General features: G+C 65.2%; 17 protein-coding genes and 1 tRNA gene. 5 read left to right on the top strand and 13 right to left on the bottom strand.

Annotation, left to right across the window (positions count from 1 at the left end; all coding sequences use genetic code 11):
• Nucleotides 1–61: 61 nt before the first annotated feature.
• Together M1D74_RS05920 and M1D74_RS05915 are read right to left on the bottom strand one after the other, a co-directional pair.
• Complete coding sequence (locus tag M1D74_RS05920) at nucleotides 62–904, bottom strand: phage holin family protein (protein WP_458116833.1); 843 nt, start codon at nucleotides 902–904, stop codon at nucleotides 62–64.
• Nucleotides 905–992: 88 nt separating this feature from the next.
• Nucleotides 993–2,432, bottom strand: coding sequence for a sugar porter family MFS transporter (locus M1D74_RS05915; protein WP_458116832.1), 1,440 nt, complete (start codon nucleotides 2,430–2,432; stop codon nucleotides 993–995).
• Between the two features lie 258 nt (nucleotides 2,433–2,690).
• On the opposite strand from M1D74_RS05915, the gene M1D74_RS05910 reads away from it, so the two are divergent.
• Nucleotides 2,691–3,914: a multidrug effflux MFS transporter gene (locus tag M1D74_RS05910; protein ID WP_458116831.1), complete on the top strand. Its 1,224-nt coding sequence runs from the start codon at nucleotides 2,691–2,693 to the stop codon at nucleotides 3,912–3,914.
• Nucleotides 3,915–3,981: 67 nt separating this feature from the next.
• Here the strand turns inward: M1D74_RS05910 and M1D74_RS05905 are convergent, their stop codons facing one another.
• The 6 genes from M1D74_RS05905 to M1D74_RS05880 form a co-directional block, all read right to left on the bottom strand.
• Nucleotides 3,982–5,460 carry an SDR family oxidoreductase gene (locus tag M1D74_RS05905; protein WP_458116830.1) on the bottom strand — a complete coding sequence of 493 codons (1,479 nt, stop codon included), beginning with the start codon at nucleotides 5,458–5,460 and terminating at the stop codon, nucleotides 3,982–3,984.
• Between the two features lie 105 nt (nucleotides 5,461–5,565).
• Nucleotides 5,566–5,638 (bottom strand) — tRNA-Asn (locus M1D74_RS05900).
• Between the two features lie 55 nt (nucleotides 5,639–5,693).
• The gene (gene dnaG, locus M1D74_RS05895) at nucleotides 5,694–7,700 is read right to left on the bottom strand and encodes a DNA primase (RefSeq protein ID WP_458116829.1); all 2,007 of its coding nucleotides are present in this window, start codon (nucleotides 7,698–7,700) and stop codon (nucleotides 5,694–5,696) included.
• Nucleotides 7,701–7,764: 64 nt separating this feature from the next.
• Nucleotides 7,765–8,997, bottom strand: a complete 1,233-nt coding sequence (locus M1D74_RS05890) for a deoxyguanosinetriphosphate triphosphohydrolase (protein ID WP_458117149.1) — start codon at nucleotides 8,995–8,997, stop codon at nucleotides 7,765–7,767.
• Nucleotides 8,998–9,070: 73 nt separating this feature from the next.
• A complete protein-coding gene (gene dusB / locus M1D74_RS05885) occupies nucleotides 9,071–10,249 on the bottom strand; it encodes a tRNA dihydrouridine synthase DusB (protein ID WP_309070271.1) in 1,179 nt (392 codons plus the stop codon).
• Between the two features lie 45 nt (nucleotides 10,250–10,294).
• Nucleotides 10,295–11,683: a YibE/F family protein gene (locus M1D74_RS05880; protein WP_458116828.1), complete on the bottom strand. Its 1,389-nt coding sequence runs from the start codon at nucleotides 11,681–11,683 to the stop codon at nucleotides 10,295–10,297.
• Between the two features lie 170 nt (nucleotides 11,684–11,853).
• Here M1D74_RS05880 and M1D74_RS05875 point away from each other — a divergent pair, with 170 nt between their 5' ends.
• Entirely contained in the window at nucleotides 11,854–12,603 is a 750-nt protein-coding gene (locus M1D74_RS05875) for an alpha/beta hydrolase (RefSeq protein WP_309070269.1), read from the top strand.
• An 18-nt stretch (nucleotides 12,604–12,621) separates the two neighbouring features.
• Here M1D74_RS05875 and M1D74_RS05870 read toward each other — a convergent pair whose 3' ends face one another.
• Nucleotides 12,622–13,539, bottom strand: coding sequence for a GNAT family N-acetyltransferase (locus M1D74_RS05870; protein WP_458116827.1), 918 nt, complete (start codon nucleotides 13,537–13,539; stop codon nucleotides 12,622–12,624).
• Nucleotides 13,540–14,931, bottom strand: coding sequence for a glycine--tRNA ligase (locus tag M1D74_RS05865; RefSeq protein ID WP_309072434.1), 1,392 nt, complete (start codon nucleotides 14,929–14,931; stop codon nucleotides 13,540–13,542). It abuts the gene before it with no gap.
• Between the two features lie 327 nt (nucleotides 14,932–15,258).
• Between M1D74_RS05865 and M1D74_RS05860 the strand changes: the two genes are divergently transcribed.
• On the top strand, nucleotides 15,259–15,690 hold the full coding sequence (locus M1D74_RS05860; protein ID WP_309072433.1) for a universal stress protein: 432 nt from the start codon (nucleotides 15,259–15,261) through the stop codon (nucleotides 15,688–15,690).
• Nucleotides 15,691–15,844: 154 nt separating this feature from the next.
• Here the strand turns inward: M1D74_RS05860 and M1D74_RS05855 are convergent, their stop codons facing one another.
• Nucleotides 15,845–16,036, bottom strand: a complete 192-nt coding sequence (locus M1D74_RS05855) for a hypothetical protein (protein WP_309072432.1) — start codon at nucleotides 16,034–16,036, stop codon at nucleotides 15,845–15,847.
• Between the two features lie 218 nt (nucleotides 16,037–16,254).
• Between M1D74_RS05855 and M1D74_RS05850 the strand changes: the two genes are divergently transcribed.
• Nucleotides 16,255–17,877, top strand: a complete 1,623-nt coding sequence (locus tag M1D74_RS05850) for a M28 family peptidase (protein ID WP_458116826.1) — start codon at nucleotides 16,255–16,257, stop codon at nucleotides 17,875–17,877.
• 74 nt (nucleotides 17,878–17,951) lie between these two features.
• Here M1D74_RS05850 and M1D74_RS05845 read toward each other — a convergent pair whose 3' ends face one another.
• On the bottom strand, nucleotides 17,952–18,920 hold the full coding sequence (locus tag M1D74_RS05845) for a DMT family transporter (RefSeq protein ID WP_309072430.1): 969 nt from the start codon (nucleotides 18,918–18,920) through the stop codon (nucleotides 17,952–17,954).
• Nucleotides 18,921–18,981: 61 nt separating this feature from the next.
• On the opposite strand from M1D74_RS05845, the gene M1D74_RS05840 reads away from it, so the two are divergent.
• Nucleotides 18,982–19,203 carry an RNA-binding S4 domain-containing protein gene (locus tag M1D74_RS05840; RefSeq protein WP_458116825.1) on the top strand — a complete coding sequence of 74 codons (222 nt, stop codon included), beginning with the start codon at nucleotides 18,982–18,984 and terminating at the stop codon, nucleotides 19,201–19,203.
• Here M1D74_RS05840 and M1D74_RS05835 read toward each other — a convergent pair.
• Nucleotides 19,178–19,879, bottom strand: coding sequence for an alpha/beta hydrolase (locus tag M1D74_RS05835; protein ID WP_309072428.1), 702 nt, complete (start codon nucleotides 19,877–19,879; stop codon nucleotides 19,178–19,180). The genes M1D74_RS05840 and M1D74_RS05835 overlap by 26 nt on opposite strands.
• Between the last annotated feature and the right edge of the window lie 7 nt (nucleotides 19,880–19,886).

The following is a 19,886-nucleotide window of genomic DNA, read 5'->3' as shown; positions in this document are numbered from 1 at the left end:
AGGCAGGGGCGCGATTAGCCGGCAACGGCCGGCGGGTTCGCGCAAGCAGGAGGTGCAAGGCCTACTTGGCGACGAGCCGGCGCACCATCACAGCGATAGCGGCAGCAGACGCGGCGACGACGCTGAGGGGCTTCCAGCGGTCTGCGAGTGTCTGGTTGTGGCGGGCAGGAACATGCACTGCCCGCGGCGACGAACTGCCGTGGGTACGCCGGGAGTCCCGCGCCTGAACCGCTGACGACTTGGCATGCGCAGCAGCTGTGCGTGCCTTCGAGGTGGTGCGATTGATCTGCGACTTAAAGTCCAGTCCCCGGCTGAGATCGTCCCGCGTTTCCGCGATGTGGTCGCGGCGGCGTCCTGAACGGCTGCGCAGCTCCGCGTAGGACGGTGCCGGCCGCTTTGGCTCGCCGGACTCCTTGTGCTTGGGCTTCTTCTCTTCGGCAGGCTTCTTGACGTCGAGCGTTGCGGGATTGAACCTGCGCCCTTCCTTGAGCACGCCGATGTCGTACTTGACCCCGCGGATGGCATCTTCAGGCAGGAGCGGCATCGCCTTCTTGAACCGTGACAGGCCCATCAGCCCCGCGATCGCCGCAATGATAAGGAACAGCCCAGCGAAGCACAGCGCCGCGAGCCAGGCCGGCATGACCGTGGCCAGGCCCATGATGGCGGCAACGATGAGGGCCACTGCGAGGGCTGCGAGGAAGAGGAGGGCAACCACGAAAAAAGCCGCTGCGACACCGGCCTTGATCCCCTTCTGCTTCATCTGCTCGCGGGCGAGCGACACTTCGTCGCCAAGCTGGCGCGGGGTCAGCCGCAGCAGCAATCTGATCAGGCCAATTATCGACGGCGTGCCGCCCGATCGATTCACCCGCGTGCTGGTCGAGCTCTCCATCTGCCGTGCTCCCATCCGTTCATCCTGCGCATCTGCTAGCAAAATTACCACCGACGCATATTTCTCGCCCGAACAGGCTCGATTCACCGCAACTCACAGCACATCAGCGTGCGATGAGTTCGTCGCGATCCTCCAGCTCACGGCCCGCATATTCCTCGAGCTGGGTCTTGACGAACCAGAAGGAGACCACCGCGAAGACGGTAAAAACCGCGTACATGATCCACACGCCGAGATTCTCGCTGACCCATGGGAATGCCAGTGTCACGATGAAGTTGAAGATCCAGTTCACCATCGTCGCCACACCGAGGGCGATGGACCGGACCTTGTTCGGGAACATTTCTCCGAGTGTCACCCACATGACCGGCCCCCAGGTCGCGGCGAAGAAGATCACGAACAGGTTGGCGCCGACGAGAGCTACAGGTCCCCACATTCCCGGCAGAGAGACATCTTCTCCGCTGCCCGTGGCCTGCGCGAAGGACACGGTTGCTGCGAGCAGGCCGACGAACATGCCGGCTGAACCGACCAGCAGCAGCTTCCGCCGGCCGATCCTGTCGACAAAGAAGATGGCAACGAACGTCATGGCGACGTTGATGATGGAAGTGATGACCGACGTCGTGAAGGAATCACTCTCGCTGAAGCCGACCGACTGCCACAACGTTGTGGAGTAGTAGAAGATGGCGTTGATGCCCACGAGCTGTTGCAGGGCGGCGACGATCATGCCCACCCAGAGAATCGGCTGCAGGCCGAGGGCCGATCCGCGAAGGTCCCGCAGGCTGGTCTTGTCTTCCACCCTCAGCGTCGAACGGATCTCCGTCAGCTTGGCAGACGTGTCCCTGATCCCGGTCACCCGCGAGAGCACCTGCGCAGCTTCCGCGTCCCGTCCACCGCGGATCAGGTAGTGGGGAGACTCCGGAATGGTGAGCGCAAGGACGCCGTAGATAATCGCCGGTACGACGCCGACCAGCAGCATCCAGCGCCACGCAGGCAGTCCCCACCACAGTTCTCCGGTTGCTCCCCCGGCCATATCGGCAAGCCAGGCGTCCGATAGCAGTGCGGCGAAGATTCCGACCGTGATGGCAAGCTGCTGGATGGAGGCCAGACCTCCGCGCCACCGTGCCGGGGCGATCTCGGCGATATAGCCAGGCGCGATGACGGATGCGACACCGATCGCAACTCCGCCGACGAGCCTCCAGAACATCAGATCCCATTCGCTGACTGCGAATCCCGAGCCGACCGAGTTGACCAGGAAGAGGATCGCTGCGCCGAACATCACACGCTTGCGTCCGAGGCGGTCAGCGAGTTCACCGGCGAACCAGGCACCGGCTGCGCAACCGAGGAGGGTGATCGCAACAGTGAACCCGAGGATCGCTTCTCCCAGACCGAAGTCCTCCTGAATCGCGTCGACTGCTCCGTTCACCACGGCAGTGTCGAAGCCGAAGAGGAGGCCGCCTACCGCGGCAGCCACGCTGACGCCGATGACCTTCCCCATGTGCGGCTGTACCCCGCCCGACGGCTCGTTGTACTTCCGATCCCTGGCCTTCACGCCGCTTCTCCCGACCCCTCGATCAATGTGTCCGCCCTCCGGGCTGCATTTCACCCTACGTCAGAGCCAAGCCTGCTGAGCAACGGACCGAAGTGTCCCGCGCCGGGCGGACTGTGCGAGGTTGCGCGGGGGCTCTAAGATGGTTAATGATTCGCCATGGCAACCACTATCTGGGTTCGCCGGCGCTCACCACGTCCCGTCTGCAGCGTCGCAGTGCGACTTCCCCCCGCATCCGCACACATGCCAGTTAGGTAACTGTTGAGTACCATCACGCACCCGGGAGATTCCCTCACCCGGCGTCAGAAGCTGATCTACGTTGTCATTCTCGGCACGCTGACAGCCCTGGGCCCCTTCACCATCGATCTGTACCTGCCGGCATTCCCGGCGCTGCAGGACGACCTCGGAGTCACCGAGGCAGCGGTACAGCTGACCCTGACCGGAACCATCGTAGGCTTCGCGGTGGGACAGCTCATCGTGGGCCCGCTGAGCGACAAGGTCGGTCGGCGCCTTCCGCTCATTGCCGCCACCAGCCTCCATGTTCTTGCTTCCCTCGGTGCTGCCCTGTCCACCGATATCGGGATGCTCATGGTCTTCCGGGTACTGCAGGGAATGGGCGCTGCCGGCGGCGGCGTGGTGGCAATGGCAATGATCCGCGACCTGTTCAGCGGCTACCCGCTGGTGCGCATGCTTTCCTACATGGCGCTGGTCAACGGCATGGCACCGATCTTCGCGCCCGTGATCGGATCCCAGCTCCTGGTGGTCATGCCCTGGCCCGGAATCTTCTGGTTCCTGGCAGCCTACGGATTCCTGGTGATCCTCGCCGTCTCGTCATTCATCATCGAGACGCTGCCGGCCGACCGCCGGAAGGCGTCGTCCTCGACGGCCGTGCAGCGCTACCGGGCCGTATTGAGCGACAGGGTCTTCATCGGCATCCTGCTGGTCGGCGGCATGAACTTCGCCGGACTGTTCTCATACCTTTCAGCGTCACCATTCCTGTTCCAGGATGTGTACGGCCTTGACCCGCAGCAGTACGGCCTGCTTTTCGCCGTGAACTCGCTCGGCATCGTGGCGGCCGTTCAGACCAGTGCCCGTGTGGTCCGGCGGGTGGGGCCGCAGTGGATCATCGCCTGCTCTACCGTGGTCATGCTTGGGATGGCCCTGCTCATGATCCTCTTCGACTTCCTGGACTTCGGCTTCTGGGGAACCGCCGTTCCGCTCTGGTTCTACATCGCAGCCGCGGGGTTCACCTTCCCGTGCGTCCAGGTGCTGGCGTTGGCCAACCACGGCGCCCAGGCCGGCACTGCGGCTTCACTCCTTGGAGCGACAACCTTCGGACTGGCAGGCATCATCTCGCCGATCGTGGGCGTGCTCGGCATCGCCTCCGCCACGCCTATGGCTGCGGTGATGGCTGCCTGCATCGCGCTCGGGATCGTATTCCTCTGGGCGATCGTGCGGCCGCGGACCGTTCCCTCCATCCACTGACCAGCCGGCACGATCAGGACAGCGCAACCAGCCAGCACAACCAGGAAAGGAAACCGGGCCCGGGCTCTCACCCCTGTTGGTGTGTCCTCTCCGCCGTGCGGGTGATGTTTCGCGCCATTGAGTCGAAGACGACGCCGTGGAACGGCAGCACGCTGAGCCAGTACAGCCTGCCGGCGAGTCCGCGGGGAAAGAAAATGGCGCGCTGGCGGTATTCGCTGGCACCGCCGTCGGGCACTACCGAGAGCTCCAGCCACGCCCTCCCGGGAAGCTTCATCTCTGCCCGCAGGCGGAGTTTTTCGCCGCGCACCAGTTCCTCCACCCGCCAGAAGTCCAGGGCTTCCCCCGCCATCAGCTCGGAGGAGTGCCGGCGTCCACGGCGCAGGCCCACTCCGCCCGCGATCTTGTCGAGCCAGCCACGGGCTGCCCAGGCGACAGGCCAGGAGTACCATCCGTTCTCCCCGCCGATACCCTCGATCACCTTCCAGACTGCCGGAGCAGGAGCACTTGAGCGGAAGGTGCGCTCATCCTTGAAGACCGTGTGTCCGGCCCACTGCGGATCGGACGGAAGAGGATCGGCTACAGCGTCCTGCTGGGAAGCACCCGCCCAGCTCGTTTCCACTTCGCCGGCGCTCATCTTGTTGAGGGCGAGGTCGACGGCGCTGCGATAGTCGGTGAGCCCGCCTTCCGGCTGTGGCAGGTAGTGATGGATATCCGCCTCGGCCGTGACGGCGTCGTGCTGGAGGGATTCGATCAGCGGCATCGCCATGGCCCGCGGAATGGGCGTGACCAGGTTCACCCAGTGTCCTGCCAGACGAGGGGTGAGGACAGGCAGTGCCAGCACCGTCCGGCGTGGCAGGCCGGCGGCCTCCGCGTAGCGCTTCATCATGTCGGCATAGGTCAGGACATCACCGGAGCCGAGGTCGAAGGTTCGATTGAGTCCTTCCGGAAGGTCCAGGGCGCCGAGCAGGTAGTGAATAACATCACGCACGGCGATCGGTTCGATGCGGTTCAGGACCCACTTGGGCGCGGGCATGACGGGTAGCACGTCCGATAGATGCCGGATCATCTCGAACGAGGCTGAGCCTGACCCGATGACGACGCCGGCCTGGAACGCGACGGTGGGCACGCCGGATGCCAGCAATGCCTCGCCCACGGCGACGCGGGAGCGCATGTGTGTGGACAGCTTCACATCCTGCGGATGCAAACCCCCAAGGTAGATGATGCGCCGTACCCCGGCCTGTGCCGCTGCCTCGGCGACGGTAGCCACAATTTCAGCCTCACGCCGCTCGAAACCGCGACCTGAGCCCATGGAGTGCACCAGGTAGTAGAGGCTGGTGACTCCCTCGCAGGCACGCCGCATGGTTTCGGGGTCCTGAAGATCACCTTCAATCACCTCGACTTTCCCGGCCCAGGGCACGTCCAGCAGCTTCTGCGGCGTGCGAACCACCACCCGAACCTTCCGGCCCTCGGCAACGAGGCGGGAGACCAGACGTCCGCCGATATATCCGGTGGAGCCGGTGACGAGAACCAGATCGGAGTCAGTCATGCGCCAACCCTACGTCGCGTATCTGGGCGTTGGCCCGAACCGCGGAAACCCTGCACAAGAAGAAAGGCTCCTGACCGGCGAAACCGCAGGTCAGGAGCCTATTTGCTCCCCCGACTGGACTTGAACCAGTAACCCTTCGATTAACAGTCGAATGCTCTGCCAATTGAGCTACGGGGGAAAGCAGCAGGAACAACTCTACATAGGATTTGTGGCGAAGTGAAATTGAGCGCCGGCTAGTCGGATCGCAGGGCGCGGCGCTCCATCTCAAGCTCCATCAGCTCACGGTTCAGCTGCTGAAACTGGGCGGGGTCCGATGCCGGATCGAGCCGCTGAAGTGCGCTCAGCTTCTCCGCCTTGAGTCGGGTGATGCGCAGCTCGGAGAGCCTGTTGAGGATGTCACGGCAGTACATGGCCAGGGCATCGGCGTCCTTTGCGGGCAGCGGGGTCACGGCCAGCTCACTCACAAACCCGCGCAGCACCTCGGGAACCTCCTGGCGCACCCTTTCCACCCAGTTGGACGTGGCACTCGGATCCTGGGAACTGCTCGCCGCAGCCGCCCGGACGGCGTCGTGCAGCGCAGCGTAGGCGGGAACGGAGAACCGCGAATCTCCAAACCTTTCCCACTGGGCGCCATCGAGCAACTGCGGGTACTGCAGGACCACCTCGAGCGCCTCCCGCTCCATCCGTGCCACGGGGTCACGGGGATCAGGCCGCCGGAACTGGGGCACCTCCTCCACCCGGGCCTGGTCGCCGGCGGAATTGCGTCCCTGGCCCGTGGAAGCGCCGGGAGCGCCCTGCCCGGGCTGGGCCCCGGTGCGCTCCCCCCAGTCGCCCTGCTGCCCATCGCCGGTACGACGGCGGCCCTCTCCCTGGGGCTCCGGTGCCGGCTGCGCCGCGCGCTTCGCAGCGGACGCCACCGCGCGCGCCACCTGGTCCTCGCCCACGAACTGCATGCCCAGCCAGCGGGAAAGCTCCCGCGTATAGATGGACCTGAGCGAGACGTCGCGAATGTTCGCCACGATGGGAGCCGCGTGCCGAAGAGCCTTCATCTGCCCTTCACCTGTTGTCAGATCAAACTGGTCGAAGGATGCCTTGATCGCAAACTCGAACAACGGACGGCGGGTACTGATGAGATCCTGGACCGCCTGGTCCCCGGCCGTCTGCCGAAGCTCGCAGGGGTCGGCGCCGCCTGCCCCGACGGCGACGTAGGTTTGGGCGTTGAACCGCTGGTCTTCCTCGAAAGCCCGCAGCGCGGCTTTTTGGCCCGCGGCATCGCCGTCGAAGGTGAAGATCACCTCTCCCCCGGTGCCGTCATCGGACAGGAGCCTCCGGGCGATCTTGATGTGCTCGGCGCCGAAGGCTGTACCGCACGTGGCGACCGCGGTGCCCACGCCCGCCAGGTGGCACGCCATGACGTCGGTGTAGCCCTCCACCACCACGAGCTGCCGGGACTTTGCAATCTCCCGCTTGGCAAGATCGATGCCGTAGAGCACCTGTGACTTCTTGTAGAGACTGGTCTCGGGCGTGTTCAGGTACTTTGGCCCCGGGTCGTCCTCGTAGAGCTTGCGGGCTCCGAAGCCGACGGTGTCTCCGGTGATGTCGCGGATCGGCCACATCAGCCTTCCGCGGAACCGGTCGTAGAGCCGGCCTGCGTTGTTCGAGGAGGCGCTGAACATGCCGGTCAGCTTCAGCTCATCGAGCGTGAACCCGCGACCCGTCAGATGGTTGAGCAGCCCGTCCCAGCCCTGCGGTGCGTAACCCACCCCGAAGTGCTCCGCGGCGGTCCGGTCGAAGCCCCGCTCCTGCAGGAAGGACCGCCCCGTCGCGGCCTCGGGAGTGAGCAGCTGGTCCCTGAAGAACTCGGCGGCAATCTTGTGCGCGTCCAGCATGCGCTGGCGCTTTCCGGCGTCCTCGCGTCGGGGGCCTGTTCCGCCGTCCTCGTAGCGCAGCTCGAAGCCGATGCGGGCAGCGAGCTTCTCGACGGTCTCAGCGAACGAGGTGTGGTCCATCTTCTGGACGAAGGAGATGACGTCCCCGCCCTCGCCGCAGCCGAAGCAATGGTACGAGCCCATGTGCGGACGAACATGAAAGGACGGCGAGCGCTCGTCGTGGAACGGGCAGAGCCCCTTCCACGAACCGACGCCGGCAGACTTCAGCGTGACGTAGCCGTCGACTACTTCCTTGATGTCGGTGCGCTGGCGAACCTCATCGATATCTTCACGCTTGATGAGTCCGGCCATGCCATCCAGTCTAGTGTCGGGGTACCGCCCTGCGGTGTCGGACCGGCCTGCCTGTGAACACCCTCTACCAGAGGGCGGGGACCGGCCCCACAACCCTCTCATGCAGCGCGAGCGCGGAGGCATCTGTGAGGGATGCGACCTGGTCGATGACGACGCGGAGGCGTGTGTCGTCATCGGCCTGGCGCCAGTCCGCGGCGAACATCGGCTCAAGGTGACGGTCACCGGCGGCAGCGATCTGCTGGACGAGGGAGGACAGCACTTCGCGCTGCCGTTCGTAGATGGGCTGGCGATGGACGCTGGTCATCACGTAGGTTGTGGCGAGCCCCTTCATGACCGCGATCTCGGTCACGGTGTCCTCCGGGACCACCATCTCTGCCGCGTACCGGGTCAGCGGGTCTGTGCCGTAGATTCCGCGGGTCGTCTCGAGCGCGCTGAGGCAGAACCGGCCGATGAGCTGGCTGGTCATGTTTTTCAGGGCAGCCATGGCTTTCCGGCTGCCGTCCGCTTCGCGCACCCAGACGTCGGTCGCTTCAAGTCGGGCAAGGGCGGCGTCGACGGCGGCGGGGTCCGAGTGCGGCAGGTACCACTGCTGCGTGTACCCCACCACCCGGGCGCGGTGATCCGGGTTGTCCATCCACTTGAGCTGGAAGTGGCCGGCGACAATGGCGTCCTCGACGTCATGCACCGAGTAGGAGATGTCGTCCGCGAGGTCCATGACCTGCGCTTCAAGGCAGGACCGGCCGGCAGGCGCTCCCTGGCGCAGCCAGTTGAACACCGGGAGATCGTCCTCGTAGGCGCCGAACTTCGATGTGCGGTGCCCATGGATGACCGGCGCGTCCGGGGCCGTCCAGGGGTACTTACAGGCGGCGTCGAGGCTGGCACGGGTGAGGTTGAGGCCGGCGGGAGTACCGTCAGCCCGGATGACCTTCGGCTCGAGCCGGGTCAGCAGCCGGAGGGTCTGGGCATTGCCTTCAAACCCGCCGATCGAGTGGGCGAGGTCGTTCAGCGTAGCCTCACCGTTATGCCCGAAGGGCGGGTGGCCGAGATCGTGGGAAAGGCAGGCTGCATCGACGATGTCCGGGTCGCAGCCGAGGGACCGGCCCAGCTCGCGGCCGACCTGGGCCACCTCAAGGCTGTGGGTGAGGCGGGTGCGGACAAAGTCGTCCGTGTCGGGTGCAACCACCTGGGTCTTCGCTCCGAGCCTGCGCAGCGCGGAGGAGTGCAGTACGCGCGCCCGGTCGCGCTCGAAGTGGGTGCGGTGGAGGCTCTTGGGCGGCTCATCCACCCAACGCTGCATGTCGGCGTCTGAATAGCCGGGAGTGATCGGTGAGTCCTGCCGGTCGCTCGAGTTCTGCACGTAGTTCCCTGTCCTATCCACCGGAGACATCAACCTCCGCCGCTGCGATGTCCGCCTGCTGATCAGCGTTCAGTTGGCGGGCTTCGAGCCAGCGGTCAGGCAGTGCAGTGCGCTTCGGGGAACCGGCCCGTCCGCGCGGTCCTTCGGCGTCGGCTCCAGGATACGGGGAGGTCCGGTCCAGCTGGTCCAGTAGTCCGCGCAGGACTTCCAGGGTCGGCACCGTCGCCAGCGCGGCCCGCAGGTCTCCGCCGACCACATACCCCTTGAAGTACCAGGCCATGTGCTTACGGATGTCGCGCAGCGCCATCATCTCGTTGCCGAAGGTGTCGACCAGTAGTTCGGCGTGCCGGTACACCGTGTCCGCCACCTGGCCAAGGCCGGGCCTGTGCCGCTCGTCGCTGCCCTCGAACGCGTTCATGAGGTCACCGAAGAGCCAGGGCCTTCCCTGGCAACCGCGGCCGATGACGACGCCGTCAACGCCGGTCTGCTGCACCATCCGAATGGCGTCTTCCGCGCTCCAGATGTCGCCGTTGCCCAGGACCGGGATGTCCGGCAGTGCCTCGCGAAGCTCCGCGATCGCAGTCCAGTCAGCCTTACCGGAGTAGAACTGGGAGGCTGTGCGTCCGTGCAGCGCGACGGCGGCCACGCCCGCGTCCCTCGCGATCTTCCCTGCCTCGCGGAACGTCAGGTGGTCCTCGTCGATGCCCTTGCGCATCTTGATGGTCAGCGGGATATCCCCGCGTGAGGCTTCCCGGACGGCCGTCTGGACGATGGAGGTGAAGAGGTCGATCTTCCAGGGCAGCGCCGCTCCCCCACCCTTCCGGGTGACCTTGGGAACCGGGCAGCCGAAGTTGAGGTCGATGTGGTCCGCGCGGTCTTCCTCGACGAGGATGCGCACCGCGGCGCCAACCGTCTTGGGGTCCACGCCGTACAGCTGGACGGAGCGGACTTTCTCATCGTCATCGTGCGAGATGATGCGCAGCGACTCCGGGTTGCGTTCAACCAGGGCGCGCGAAGTCACCATCTCGGAGACGTACAGGCCGCCTCCGTATTCGCGGCAGAGCCTACGGAACGCGGTATTGGTGATGCCCGCCATCGGAGCGAGAACCACGGGAGTATCCACGGTGATCCCGCCCAGGCGAAGCGGCGGCAGGTCGAGCCGCGTGGCGGTACTTGTTGGTGCAATGCTCACCCGTCCATTGTCGCAAGGCGGGGCAAATCGAGGTGCCGTGACGGATTAGCGGGAGTTCTGCCCGCGCAGGGCCCGCCGGCTCGGCAGACCCTCCGCCGCTCCCGGCGCTGCAGGAACTGCGGCGACCACCCCGGATTCTTCAGCCGCGAGCACGGCGGGCGTGACGTCGTCATCGTACGGGTGGTTGGAAGCGCGGACGCCGACCGCCTTGACCACCAGAACGGCAATGAGCGTGGTGACCGGGATAGCGAGCACCAGGCCGATCGAGCCCACCAGGGTCCGCACCACCTCCTCGGCGAGTTCTCCACTGGTCAGTGTGGTCATGAGGGAGGAATCCTGCAGGGACACGAGGATCAACAGCGGCAGCGCGGCCCCGGCATACGCGAAAGCGATCGTGTAGACAGTCGAGGCGATATGGTCGCGGCCGATACGCATGGCACCGGTGAAGAGCCGTCGCGTGGACGTGTGCGGCGCAATCTCATACAGCTCCCAGACGGCCGACGACTGCGTGATGGTGACGTCGTTGAGGACACCGAGCCCGGAAATAATCAGCCCGCACAGAATGATTCCGGAGAGCGATATTTCCGGCGAGGCGTTGATGAGCGCGCTCGAACTGTCGCTTCCCACACCGGTGAGATTCGCGGTGTCAGTCGCCCACGCTGCGAGCAGCGCGGTGATCCCCAACCCAAAGATTGTGCCCAGCAGCGCTGTCGACGTTCGCGCGGAGAAACCGTGCGCGAAGTAGAGCACCCCGATCATGATCACCACCGAGCCCACGAGGCCCAGCAGCAGCGGCGGCTTGCCCTCGACCAGCCCGGGCAGCATGAACTGGGCGAGGATGAACAGCGCGCCCACCAGTCCGATGATCGCCCGCAGACCGCGCCAGCGGGCAACGGAAACAACGACGACGGCGTAGAGCACCGCGAGCGCCGCTACCGGCAGCGTGCGGACGAAATCAACGAAGATGTACGGGGCACCGGATGCGGTAACGACCTCCTCGAGATTCAGGTAGCGGATTGAATCCCCCGCGTCGACCTGCCCGGAGCGGGCAACCTCCGGGTTCAGTTCCACCGGCACGGGTGAGCCGCCGGCGTCGGGCTGGGTGTAGGCGACCTGACACTGCTGGGCCTCCCCGCCGGCGTCGACAGTCGGCTGGGAGGAGGGGCAATCCTCAAGCACAACACGCTGGACCGTCCCTAAGTCCATGGACGTGCCGGCCGCGGTGGCCAGCGGGTTCGCTACTGTGATGTCTGACCTGTCGCCGCTCGGCCACAGCAGCATCATGCCGATCAGCGTGATCACTCCCAGCGGAACCAGGATGGCGGCGAGAAGGAAGTTCGCGCGCCTGCGGGTACCTGCCAGGGCCGCATTCTGCTCAGGGGTGGGAGCCGCCGATCCGGCTGCATCCGAGTGGTGGATATGGCTGTGGCCCAAGAACCCGTCCCTTGCTGTTGTTGTGCTGCCGACAGATGGAAGTCACCATCCGCTACATAACCCCCGAGGATTCTACTCAGGTGCTCCCGGGAAGCTGCCGGACGGCTCGTGCGTTATATGGATACGGCGCTCGATGCCCGCGCTATTGAACATGAGGAGCGTGTTCGGTGATGAGAAGGTTCAGTGAGGCCCGCGACGCTGTGGCAGAGGCAACAGCGCATGCCCCGACAGTGACGGTACGTCCGGCGGCTGCGGAGCCCCGCGGCGTTGCACTGGTGCTGCACGGCGGACGGGCGAACAGCTTCGAACCGGTCAGGCCGCGGCACCTGAGCCCGGCACGTATGGTTCCCATTGCGCGGCAACTGCATGCGTGGGGTTCTTCTGCCGGCCTGGAGACGTGGAACCTGCTCAACAGTGTGCGCGGATGGAACGGCGAGTTGATGTCCCCGTTGCGTGATGCGCGGTGGGCGCTCGAACGGATTCACGAACAGCATCCCGGCCTGCCGGTATACCTCCTGGGTCACTCGATGGGCGGCCTCACAGCGCTGTGTGCAGCGGAAGATCCCCTGGTTCGCGCCGTCGTCGCACTTGCTCCATGGGTGGACAGCACGACGCCGGTGCAGCATCTGGCCGGGCGGCGTGTGCTGATTGCCCACGGCGATGCAGACACCTGGACCTCGCCGCACCAGTCACTGCTCTACGCGCAGCGACTCCAGGGCATCGCCGACGACGTCCGTTACGTCACCATTGCGGGAGCCGGCCACTTCATGGTCACGAAACTCCCCCTCTGGCACGACCTCGCGGTGTCGTACCTGCTGGACGGTTTCGCGCGGGACACCGGCGCTCCGGTACGTACGAGGCACCTCCGCCGGGCGGCCGAACTGGCCGCCCAGCCCTCCCCGCTTGCCGTGGTGCTGTAACACCGCCCACCCGGGACGTCAGTCGCTGACGACCCGGGTTTCGGCTACAACCTCAGCGGATCCGGTGGCCAGAAGGGGATCCAGCACTTCGACCAACGCTGCCATGGAGTCATCCACCTCCACCTGGACCGGGTACTGGTACACCAGCATCGCCAGCAGGGACGCCACGGCAGCGCTCTGTTCGCTGGGCTGGAGGGTGGTGTCGTAACCGATCAGTACATCGGCCGGGGCATCCGTCCGACTCTGCGTGTAGCTCAGCGCAAACGCGGCGATCTTGCCGCCGGCGCTCTTCGGCCGGTCCCGCAGTACGACAGCTCCGCCGGCACCGGCTGTGTCGGCGAGCAGGAACTGCTGCGCCTGACCCAATGACATGTCGGCGGGGTCCCAGGCGTGTACCGCGTTGTACCACTCGGTCACTGCCCTGGTGAGCTCAACGGAACCGGTGGCTGCTTCCTCAAGCTGGGGGCCGTCGTCGTCCGTGAAGTTCGGAACGGCGAGCGCACCCGGGTTCACCTCGACAATCCGGGAACGCTGGATCTCGCGGAGTCCGGCAGCTTCAGCGAACGCCGCGCCGCCGGAGCCGGGCACCACTTTGGCGCGCAGGGTGGACACGCCCGACGGCGACCTGCCGACCTCGTGGCGAAGCATCCCGAGGAGGGTGGCGCCGATGCCGGAGCGGCGGTGGTCCTTGCCGACCTCGACGTACGCCCACAACCGCCGGTTGTGAAGCTTCGGCTCGAATACGTAGCCGGCGGCTACGGGTACCGCTACGCCGTCCACGGTGTCCTCAGCGACGATGCAGCGCAGCCATGGGGAGTCCGACGACGGCCGGAACAGCGCGCGGGACTGTTCTGCCGGCGGGCTTTCAGGCCCGCCCCACAGCTGCACCAGTTCGAGGTCGTCGCCTTCACGCCAGGGGCGGTACTGGATTGCCACTTAGGCACCCACCAACCGCTGCGCGAGGTAGCCCTCGACCTTGTCCAGCGATACCCGCTCCTGCGCCATGGTGTCGCGCTCCCGGATGGTGACGGCCTGGTCCTCGAGGGTGTCGAAGTCCACCGTGATGCAGAAAGGGGTGCCGATCTCGTCCTGGCGGCGGTAGCGGCGGCCGATGGCGCCCGCGTCGTCGAAGTCGATGTTCCAGTTCTTCCGGAGCTGCGCGCCGAGGTCCTTCGCCTTGGGTGAAAGGTCCTCGTTGCGGGACAGCGGAAGTACGGCGGCCTTGACGGGCGCGAGACGCGGGTCGAGCTTCAGGACTGTGCGCTTGTCGACGCCGCCCTTCGCATTGGGTGCCTCGTCCTCGGCGTAGGAGTCCACGAGGAACGCCATGAAGGACCGGGTCAGGCCGGCGGCAGGCTCGATCACGTACGGGGTGTAGCGCTCATTGGTGGCCTGGTTGAAGTAGCTCAGGTCGGTGCCCGAGTGCTTCGAGTGCGTGGAGAGGTCGAAGTCGGTGCGGTTGGCGATGCCCTCGAGCTCGCCCCACTCCGAGCCCTGGAACCCGAACCGGTACTCGATGTCGGTGGTGCCCTTTGAGTAGTGGCTCAGCTTCTCCTGCGGGTGGACGAAGAGGCGCAGGTTGTCCGGATTGATGCCAAGGCCCGTGTACCAGTCGAAGCGTTCCTTGATCCAGTACTCATGCCACTCGTCGTCGGTGCCGGGCTCGACGAAGAACTCCATTTCCATCTGCTCGAACTCGCGGGTGCGGAAGATGAAGTTTCCGGGGGTGATCTCGTTGCGGAAGCTCTTGCCGATCTGCCCGATACCGAACGGCGGCTTCTTGCGGGAGGTCGTGAGCACGTTGTTAAAGTTCACGAAGATGCCCTGGGCCGTCTCGGGGCGCAGGTAATGCAGGCCCTCCTCGTTGGCGACGGGGCCGAGGAAAGTCTTGAGCAGACCGGAAAATTCCTGCGGCTCGGTCCACTGGCCGCGGGTGCCGCAGTTGGCGCAGGCGATATCGGCGAGACCGTTCTCAGGTGCCCGGCCCTTCTTCTCCTCGTACTCTTCCTCGAGGTGATCCGCGCGGTAGCGCTTATGGCAGGACAGGCACTCCACCAGCGGGTCCGAGAAAACCTCGACGTGGCCGGACGCTTCCCACACCTGGCGGGGAAGGATCACTGAGGAATCAAGGCCGACGACGTCTTCACGGCCCCTGACCATGGACTGCCACCACTGGCGCTTGATGTTTTCCTTCAGCTCGGCTCCGAGTGGACCATAGTCCCAGGCGGACCGCGAGCCGCCGTAGATTTCACCGGCCTGGAAAACGAAGCCACGCCGCTTGGCGAGGGAAATGATTGGGTCCAGGGCGGAAACCTGCTTGGCCACGATAAATGCCATCCTCTACATGTTTGGACAGGCCGCTGGGTGCGGTCGTCGACGTGCCGCCGGACAGCGCAGCAGACGGCGATTGAGCGCGAGCTGCCGCGCCGAATGCGGGCGGGCGAAGGTACCACCTTAGCCTACCGAAACCACGTCGACGGCGACGCCCGCCAGACGTCATGCCCAGCGGCAGATCACCGGACATTTGCCTCCCGGAATGCGGTCCGGGAATGATTCGTCTCCCATACTGGTAAGGATGTCGGTCCGGGGTGCAAACCCTCGGGTCCAGTTTCCAGACACCGCACCGACGGTGTCGCGTATCAAGGAGGATGCACCATGGCAGGAGTTGTTCTTGTGGGAGTCGACGGTAGCGACACGGCTTTCAAGGCCGCTACCCGGGCGGCGGAACTGGCTAGTGGCCTGGGGACCGAGCTCGTCGTGCTGAGTGCGCATGTGCAGGACAACACGGAGATCGTGAAGATCGGGAGCGACACCTACATCCTCGACGACGCCGAGCGCGCCCTGTCGCTGGCCGGCCGGGTTGCAGAGCAGCTGCGTGCAGATCATTCCGGCCTGTCAATCCGTCCGGCGGCCCGCCGAGGGAAGCCACAGGACGCGCTGGTCGAAGAAGCCAAGAGTTCCAACGCCCAGCTGCTGGTGGTCGGCAATGTCGGGATGAAGGGCCTGGGTCGCGTTCTGGGTAGCGTCGCAAGCAGTGTTGTCCACGGCGCACCATGTGACGTTTTGGTGGTCAGGACCGCGTCCTGATCCTGGCACTATGACTTTCCGGCGCCCTTTCCATTCAGCGCCGATCGTAAGCAGCGCCGATCGTAAGCGGCGCCAATCGTAAGCAGCGCCGACGCGGCAGTTCGGCGGTGGGTTCCCAAGCGAGGTTGGGCGGCCCACCGCCGGTGCCTGGGGTTTAGCGCCGGTTGAGGATGCTGCGGAGGATTCCGCCCACGCCTCCCGTGCCACCCCTGTTGACTCCGCCGCGTCCAGTGGACATACCGCGTCCGGTGGACATCCTGCCGGTCCGAGGCGTGCGCCGGGTGGTGCCGCCTGACCTGCCGCCCAACTGGCTGGCAGCGCTTCGAATGATGTTGCTCAGGCCCATGGAGTTCTCCTTTGCGTAGAACTGGATACCCGGTTCGGGATTCCGACCCTACGCCCCTCAGCCGCGCTTCGCCACAACCCTTTCCCCTGCCCGTACCGGTCCCTTGACGCGGTGCGAGGACTATCCATACATTGAGCGAACCCCTGTGGCGTGATCCGCGCCACAGGGGTTCTAGTGTCCGCGACCGCAGGCACATCTGTGCGACAGAAGGAACAACGGTGATCCCTAACGCTCTCTACAAGCGCGCCCATTTTGGGCGTGCATCCCTGGCTTTTGCTGGCGGGCTTGCGCTTGTCGCTTCGGCCGGGCTGGCAGCAACCGCCGTGCCAACCCACGAGAACAGCAACAACAACACTTCCCAGAAACTGCGCAACGCCGTCACGGTTGACCGGGTGGTCGGCCATCTCGATGCCCTGGATTCCGTTGCGGTGGCGCACGGCGGGACCCGCGCATCCGGCACCGCCGGCTACGACGAATCAGTGAACTACGTCGTTGGAAAACTGCAGGCTGCCGGATACACCCCGACGGTGCAGGAATTCACGTTCCCCTACTTCCAGGAGTTGAGCCCTTCCGTCCTGACACAGGTCAGCCCCACCGCGGTGAACTACCCGGCTGGTACCTTCGCCACCATGACCTACTCCGGCGCCGGAGACGTTACCGGCTCCTTTACGACAGTGGACACTACGGGCGCCGTTGGAGCCGGTAACACCAGCGGCTGCGAAGCCGCCGACTTCGCAGGTTTCCCGACCGGCTCAATTGCATTGGTACAGAGAGGAAGCTGTCCCTTTGCTCAGAAGGCAAGCAATGCTGCAGCAGCCGGCGCCACCGCCGTCGTCATCTTCAACACGGGGCTTGCCGGCAGCACAGGCCCGATCGCCGGTACGCTGGGCGGTCCGGGAATCACCATTCCGGTGCTTGGGGCCAGCTACGACGTCGGTGTCGGCCTGATGGGTGACGGTGTCACCGGCCGGGTCGCGGCCGACACCATCTCGGAGAACCGGAAGACCGCCAACGTGCTCGCTGAGACCGCGTCCGGAGATGCCGACAACGTTGTGATGGTGGGAGCGCACCTCGACAGCGTGCAGGCGGGTCCCGGTATCAATGACAATGGCACCGGAAGCGCCGCAATCCTCGCCGTCGCGGAATCGATGAGCAAGGTCCAAACCGCCAACAAGGTCCGTTTCGCCTGGTGGGGTGCAGAGGAGCAGGGACTGCTGGGCGCACACCACTATGTCAATGGTGCTGTGGCGTCCGGCGAGTTGGCCAAGGTCGGCCTGTACCTGAATTTCGACATGATCGGCTCGCCGAACTTCGGCCGCTTCGTGTATGACGGCGACAATTCCGCCTTCCCCGTCGGGCCCGGCGCTGCTGCGGGACCGGCAGGATCGGGGCAAATCGAACAGGACTTCCACGACTACTTCGCCGCGGAAGGACTCCCCTCCGGTGAGACGGCATTCAGCGGCCGCAGCGACTATGGGCCCTTCATCGCGCAGGGTGTCCCCGCCGGGGGGCTCTTCACGGGCGCTGAGGGCGTCAAGACTGAGGAACAAGCCATGCTGTTCGGCGGCGTTGCAGGGGCACCCTACGATGCCTGCTACCACGCTGCGTGCGACGACACCGGCAACGTCAGCATTGAGTCGCTGGACCAGATGAGCGATGCCATCGCCCACCTAACGCTCACCTACGCCCTAAATACGACGGCGGTGAACGGCGTCGGTGACAACGTGAAGGGCAACTTCAAGCAAAAGACCAGCTTCGACGGCAACCCTCTGGGTGGCGGCACGGAGAGCGGCGGCGGACTCCACCCGGAGCACGATCACGACGAAATGGTTGACCAGTAACACGAACCAGTAAGACAAGGACGGGACGGTTCACCGGTACAGGTGACCCGTCCCGTTCTGCTCCAGGCGGTCGATCAGGAGCGCTTAAGGAGGCCCCGGCTCCAGGGGAGGGTTGTCAAAATAATCGCTCCGAGGGCAAGGACAGGCCCTGCAACCGTGGCGAAGACGACGACCGTACCCGGCGTCGGCAACACAAGGTCCAGTGCCAGCGAACCCAGCAGCTGGCCCGCGATCATGCCGAGGCCAGTGAGGAGGACGCCCAGGGACCGCACGAGGAGCGCCCCGATCCCGATGAAAACGCACCCCATCGGCCCGCCGAGGTAGTACCACCAATCCCCCGGCAACGGCTCAGGCGGTCCAACCGCGATCAGCTTCACGAGCCACGCAGCAAGCAGCAGCGTCGACCCGGCAACAAAGTTCATGAGCGTCGCTGTGATCGGAGTGCCGTACTGCATGGCGGCTGTTCCGTTCATCGCCTGCTGGAAGCTCACCAGTATGCCCGCCGCAATGGGAAGCAGGAGCGGCAGGATGAGTGCCGCCGTCGTGCCCGTTTCTCCTAGCCGGGGCGACACCGCCCAGATGACCGCCGCGACGGTCAGCGCTACCCCGATCACACGCATCGGCGTGATGACACGTCGACCGCCCGGCCCGATACCCATCCGGTCAACAGCGAGCCCGCTGAGCGTCTGGCCCATCACGGCGGCAACGGTGAACAGCGCCACTCCGAGGATCGAAATGGTGAGTGCCTGCGAGAAAACGAACAGTGCGCCGATGGTGCCGGCCGCGAGGTAGATGCGGGGAAAGCGGCGCTCCCGTACGGCGGGAATCAGCTGCGCGAACCCCGCCCTGCCGCGTGGCAGCAGGAGGGAGATGAGGATCATCAGCACCAGTCCGGTTCCGAAACTGATGAGTGCGGCGGCAAGGCCGTCCTTGAGAGTTTGTCCGAGGGCGCCGTTGATCCTGCTTTGGAGCGGGATAGCCACTCCGGCGGCGACCGCCAAGGGAAGACCGACGACGGCGGGAAGGTGGCGGGCGCGAGACACCCGTTAACCCTAGGTCACTGATCCGCGAGGAGCAGGTGCGGAGGGCAGGCATGATGGAACTATGAGCAAAGACACTGAGGTTCCGATCCGCGATTCAATGATCAGGCTGGGCCAGCTGGTCAAACTGGCCAACCTTGCCGAGGACGGCGTAGAGGCCAAGGAACTCATCGAGAACGGAATGGTGAAGGTCAACGGCGAAATTGAGGATCGCCGGGGACGGCAGCTTCATGCCGGAGACTCGGTCACCGTCAACGGCGTTACCGTGACCGTGGTGTCCGGCTGACCCCTGGCACAACCATCTGCAGAAATTCCCGGACGTGACCCAGCTCCTGGGCGTTGATGCTGTGGTACATCCCTGCGTAGAGCACCTTGGTGAGCTTCGTATGGCGGTTCAGCCAGCCGTGGGTGAACTCGATGCGATCAGACGGGATGACCGGGTCTTCCTGGTCGCGGCCCCAGAAAAATGGCACCGGATTCGCTTCGAGCGCTTCGTCTTTGAAGAACCCACTGTCTTCAGCTGGGACGACAAAACCCGAAAGCCCGACGACGGCGGCATAGTCGGTGGGGCGGGCCCGCAGCATGGAGCTCGCCACCGCCATGCCCATGGAGAAGCCGAGCAGGGTCACGCTCGAATGGGGTTCCTTGATGGTGTCCACCCAGTCAATGACGTCCTGAACCGCTGCGGTGACCTTGTCCACGGAGTATGCGGTGTCCTGCATCAGGGGGAACCAGGTGAAGCCTGGACCCTGTGCCACCGGTGCGCGGACGGATGCCACCGTGAATTCATCGGGGAGGAAGTCCAGGATGCCCATGAGGTCTTCCTCGTTTGCCATGTGCCCGTGCAGCAGCACCAGCAGAGGGGTGCCGGCACGTGAGTCTTCGGGCTTCGACCAGACAACGACGGGTTCTTTTCCGGAAGCCGGCACAGCGTTGCCGTCAGGCGAGGGAAGAGTGGTCATTGCTCCA

The organism is Arthrobacter sp. D2-10, assembly GCF_054161285.1.
The sequence above is the reverse complement of the archived record's forward strand: the minus strand, read 5'-3'. Positions and strand labels throughout refer to the sequence as shown.

Excerpts from the sequence above, each read along its gene's own strand:
- M1D74_RS05920 (WP_458116833.1), bottom strand. The coding sequence starts at position 904 with ATGGGAGCACGGCAGATGGAGAGCTCGACCAGCACGCGGGTGAATCGA.
- M1D74_RS05905 (WP_458116830.1), bottom strand. The coding sequence starts at position 5,460 with ATGACTGACTCCGATCTGGTTCTCGTCACCGGCTCCACCGGATATATC.
- dnaG (WP_458116829.1), bottom strand. The coding sequence starts at position 7,700 with ATGGCCGGACTCATCAAGCGTGAAGATATCGATGAGGTTCGCCAGCGC.
- M1D74_RS05890 (WP_458117149.1), bottom strand. The coding sequence starts at position 8,997 with ATGCAGCGTTGGGTGGATGAGCCGCCCAAGAGCCTCCACCGCACCCAC.
- M1D74_RS05875 (WP_309070269.1), top strand. The coding sequence starts at position 11,854 with ATGAGAAGGTTCAGTGAGGCCCGCGACGCTGTGGCAGAGGCAACAGCG.
- M1D74_RS05860 (WP_309072433.1), top strand. The coding sequence starts at position 15,259 with ATGGCAGGAGTTGTTCTTGTGGGAGTCGACGGTAGCGACACGGCTTTC.
- M1D74_RS05855 (WP_309072432.1), bottom strand. The coding sequence starts at position 16,036 with ATGGGCCTGAGCAACATCATTCGAAGCGCTGCCAGCCAGTTGGGCGGC.
- M1D74_RS05840 (WP_458116825.1), top strand. The coding sequence starts at position 18,982 with ATGAGCAAAGACACTGAGGTTCCGATCCGCGATTCAATGATCAGGCTG.
- M1D74_RS05835 (WP_309072428.1), bottom strand. The coding sequence starts at position 19,879 with ATGACCACTCTTCCCTCGCCTGACGGCAACGCTGTGCCGGCTTCCGGA.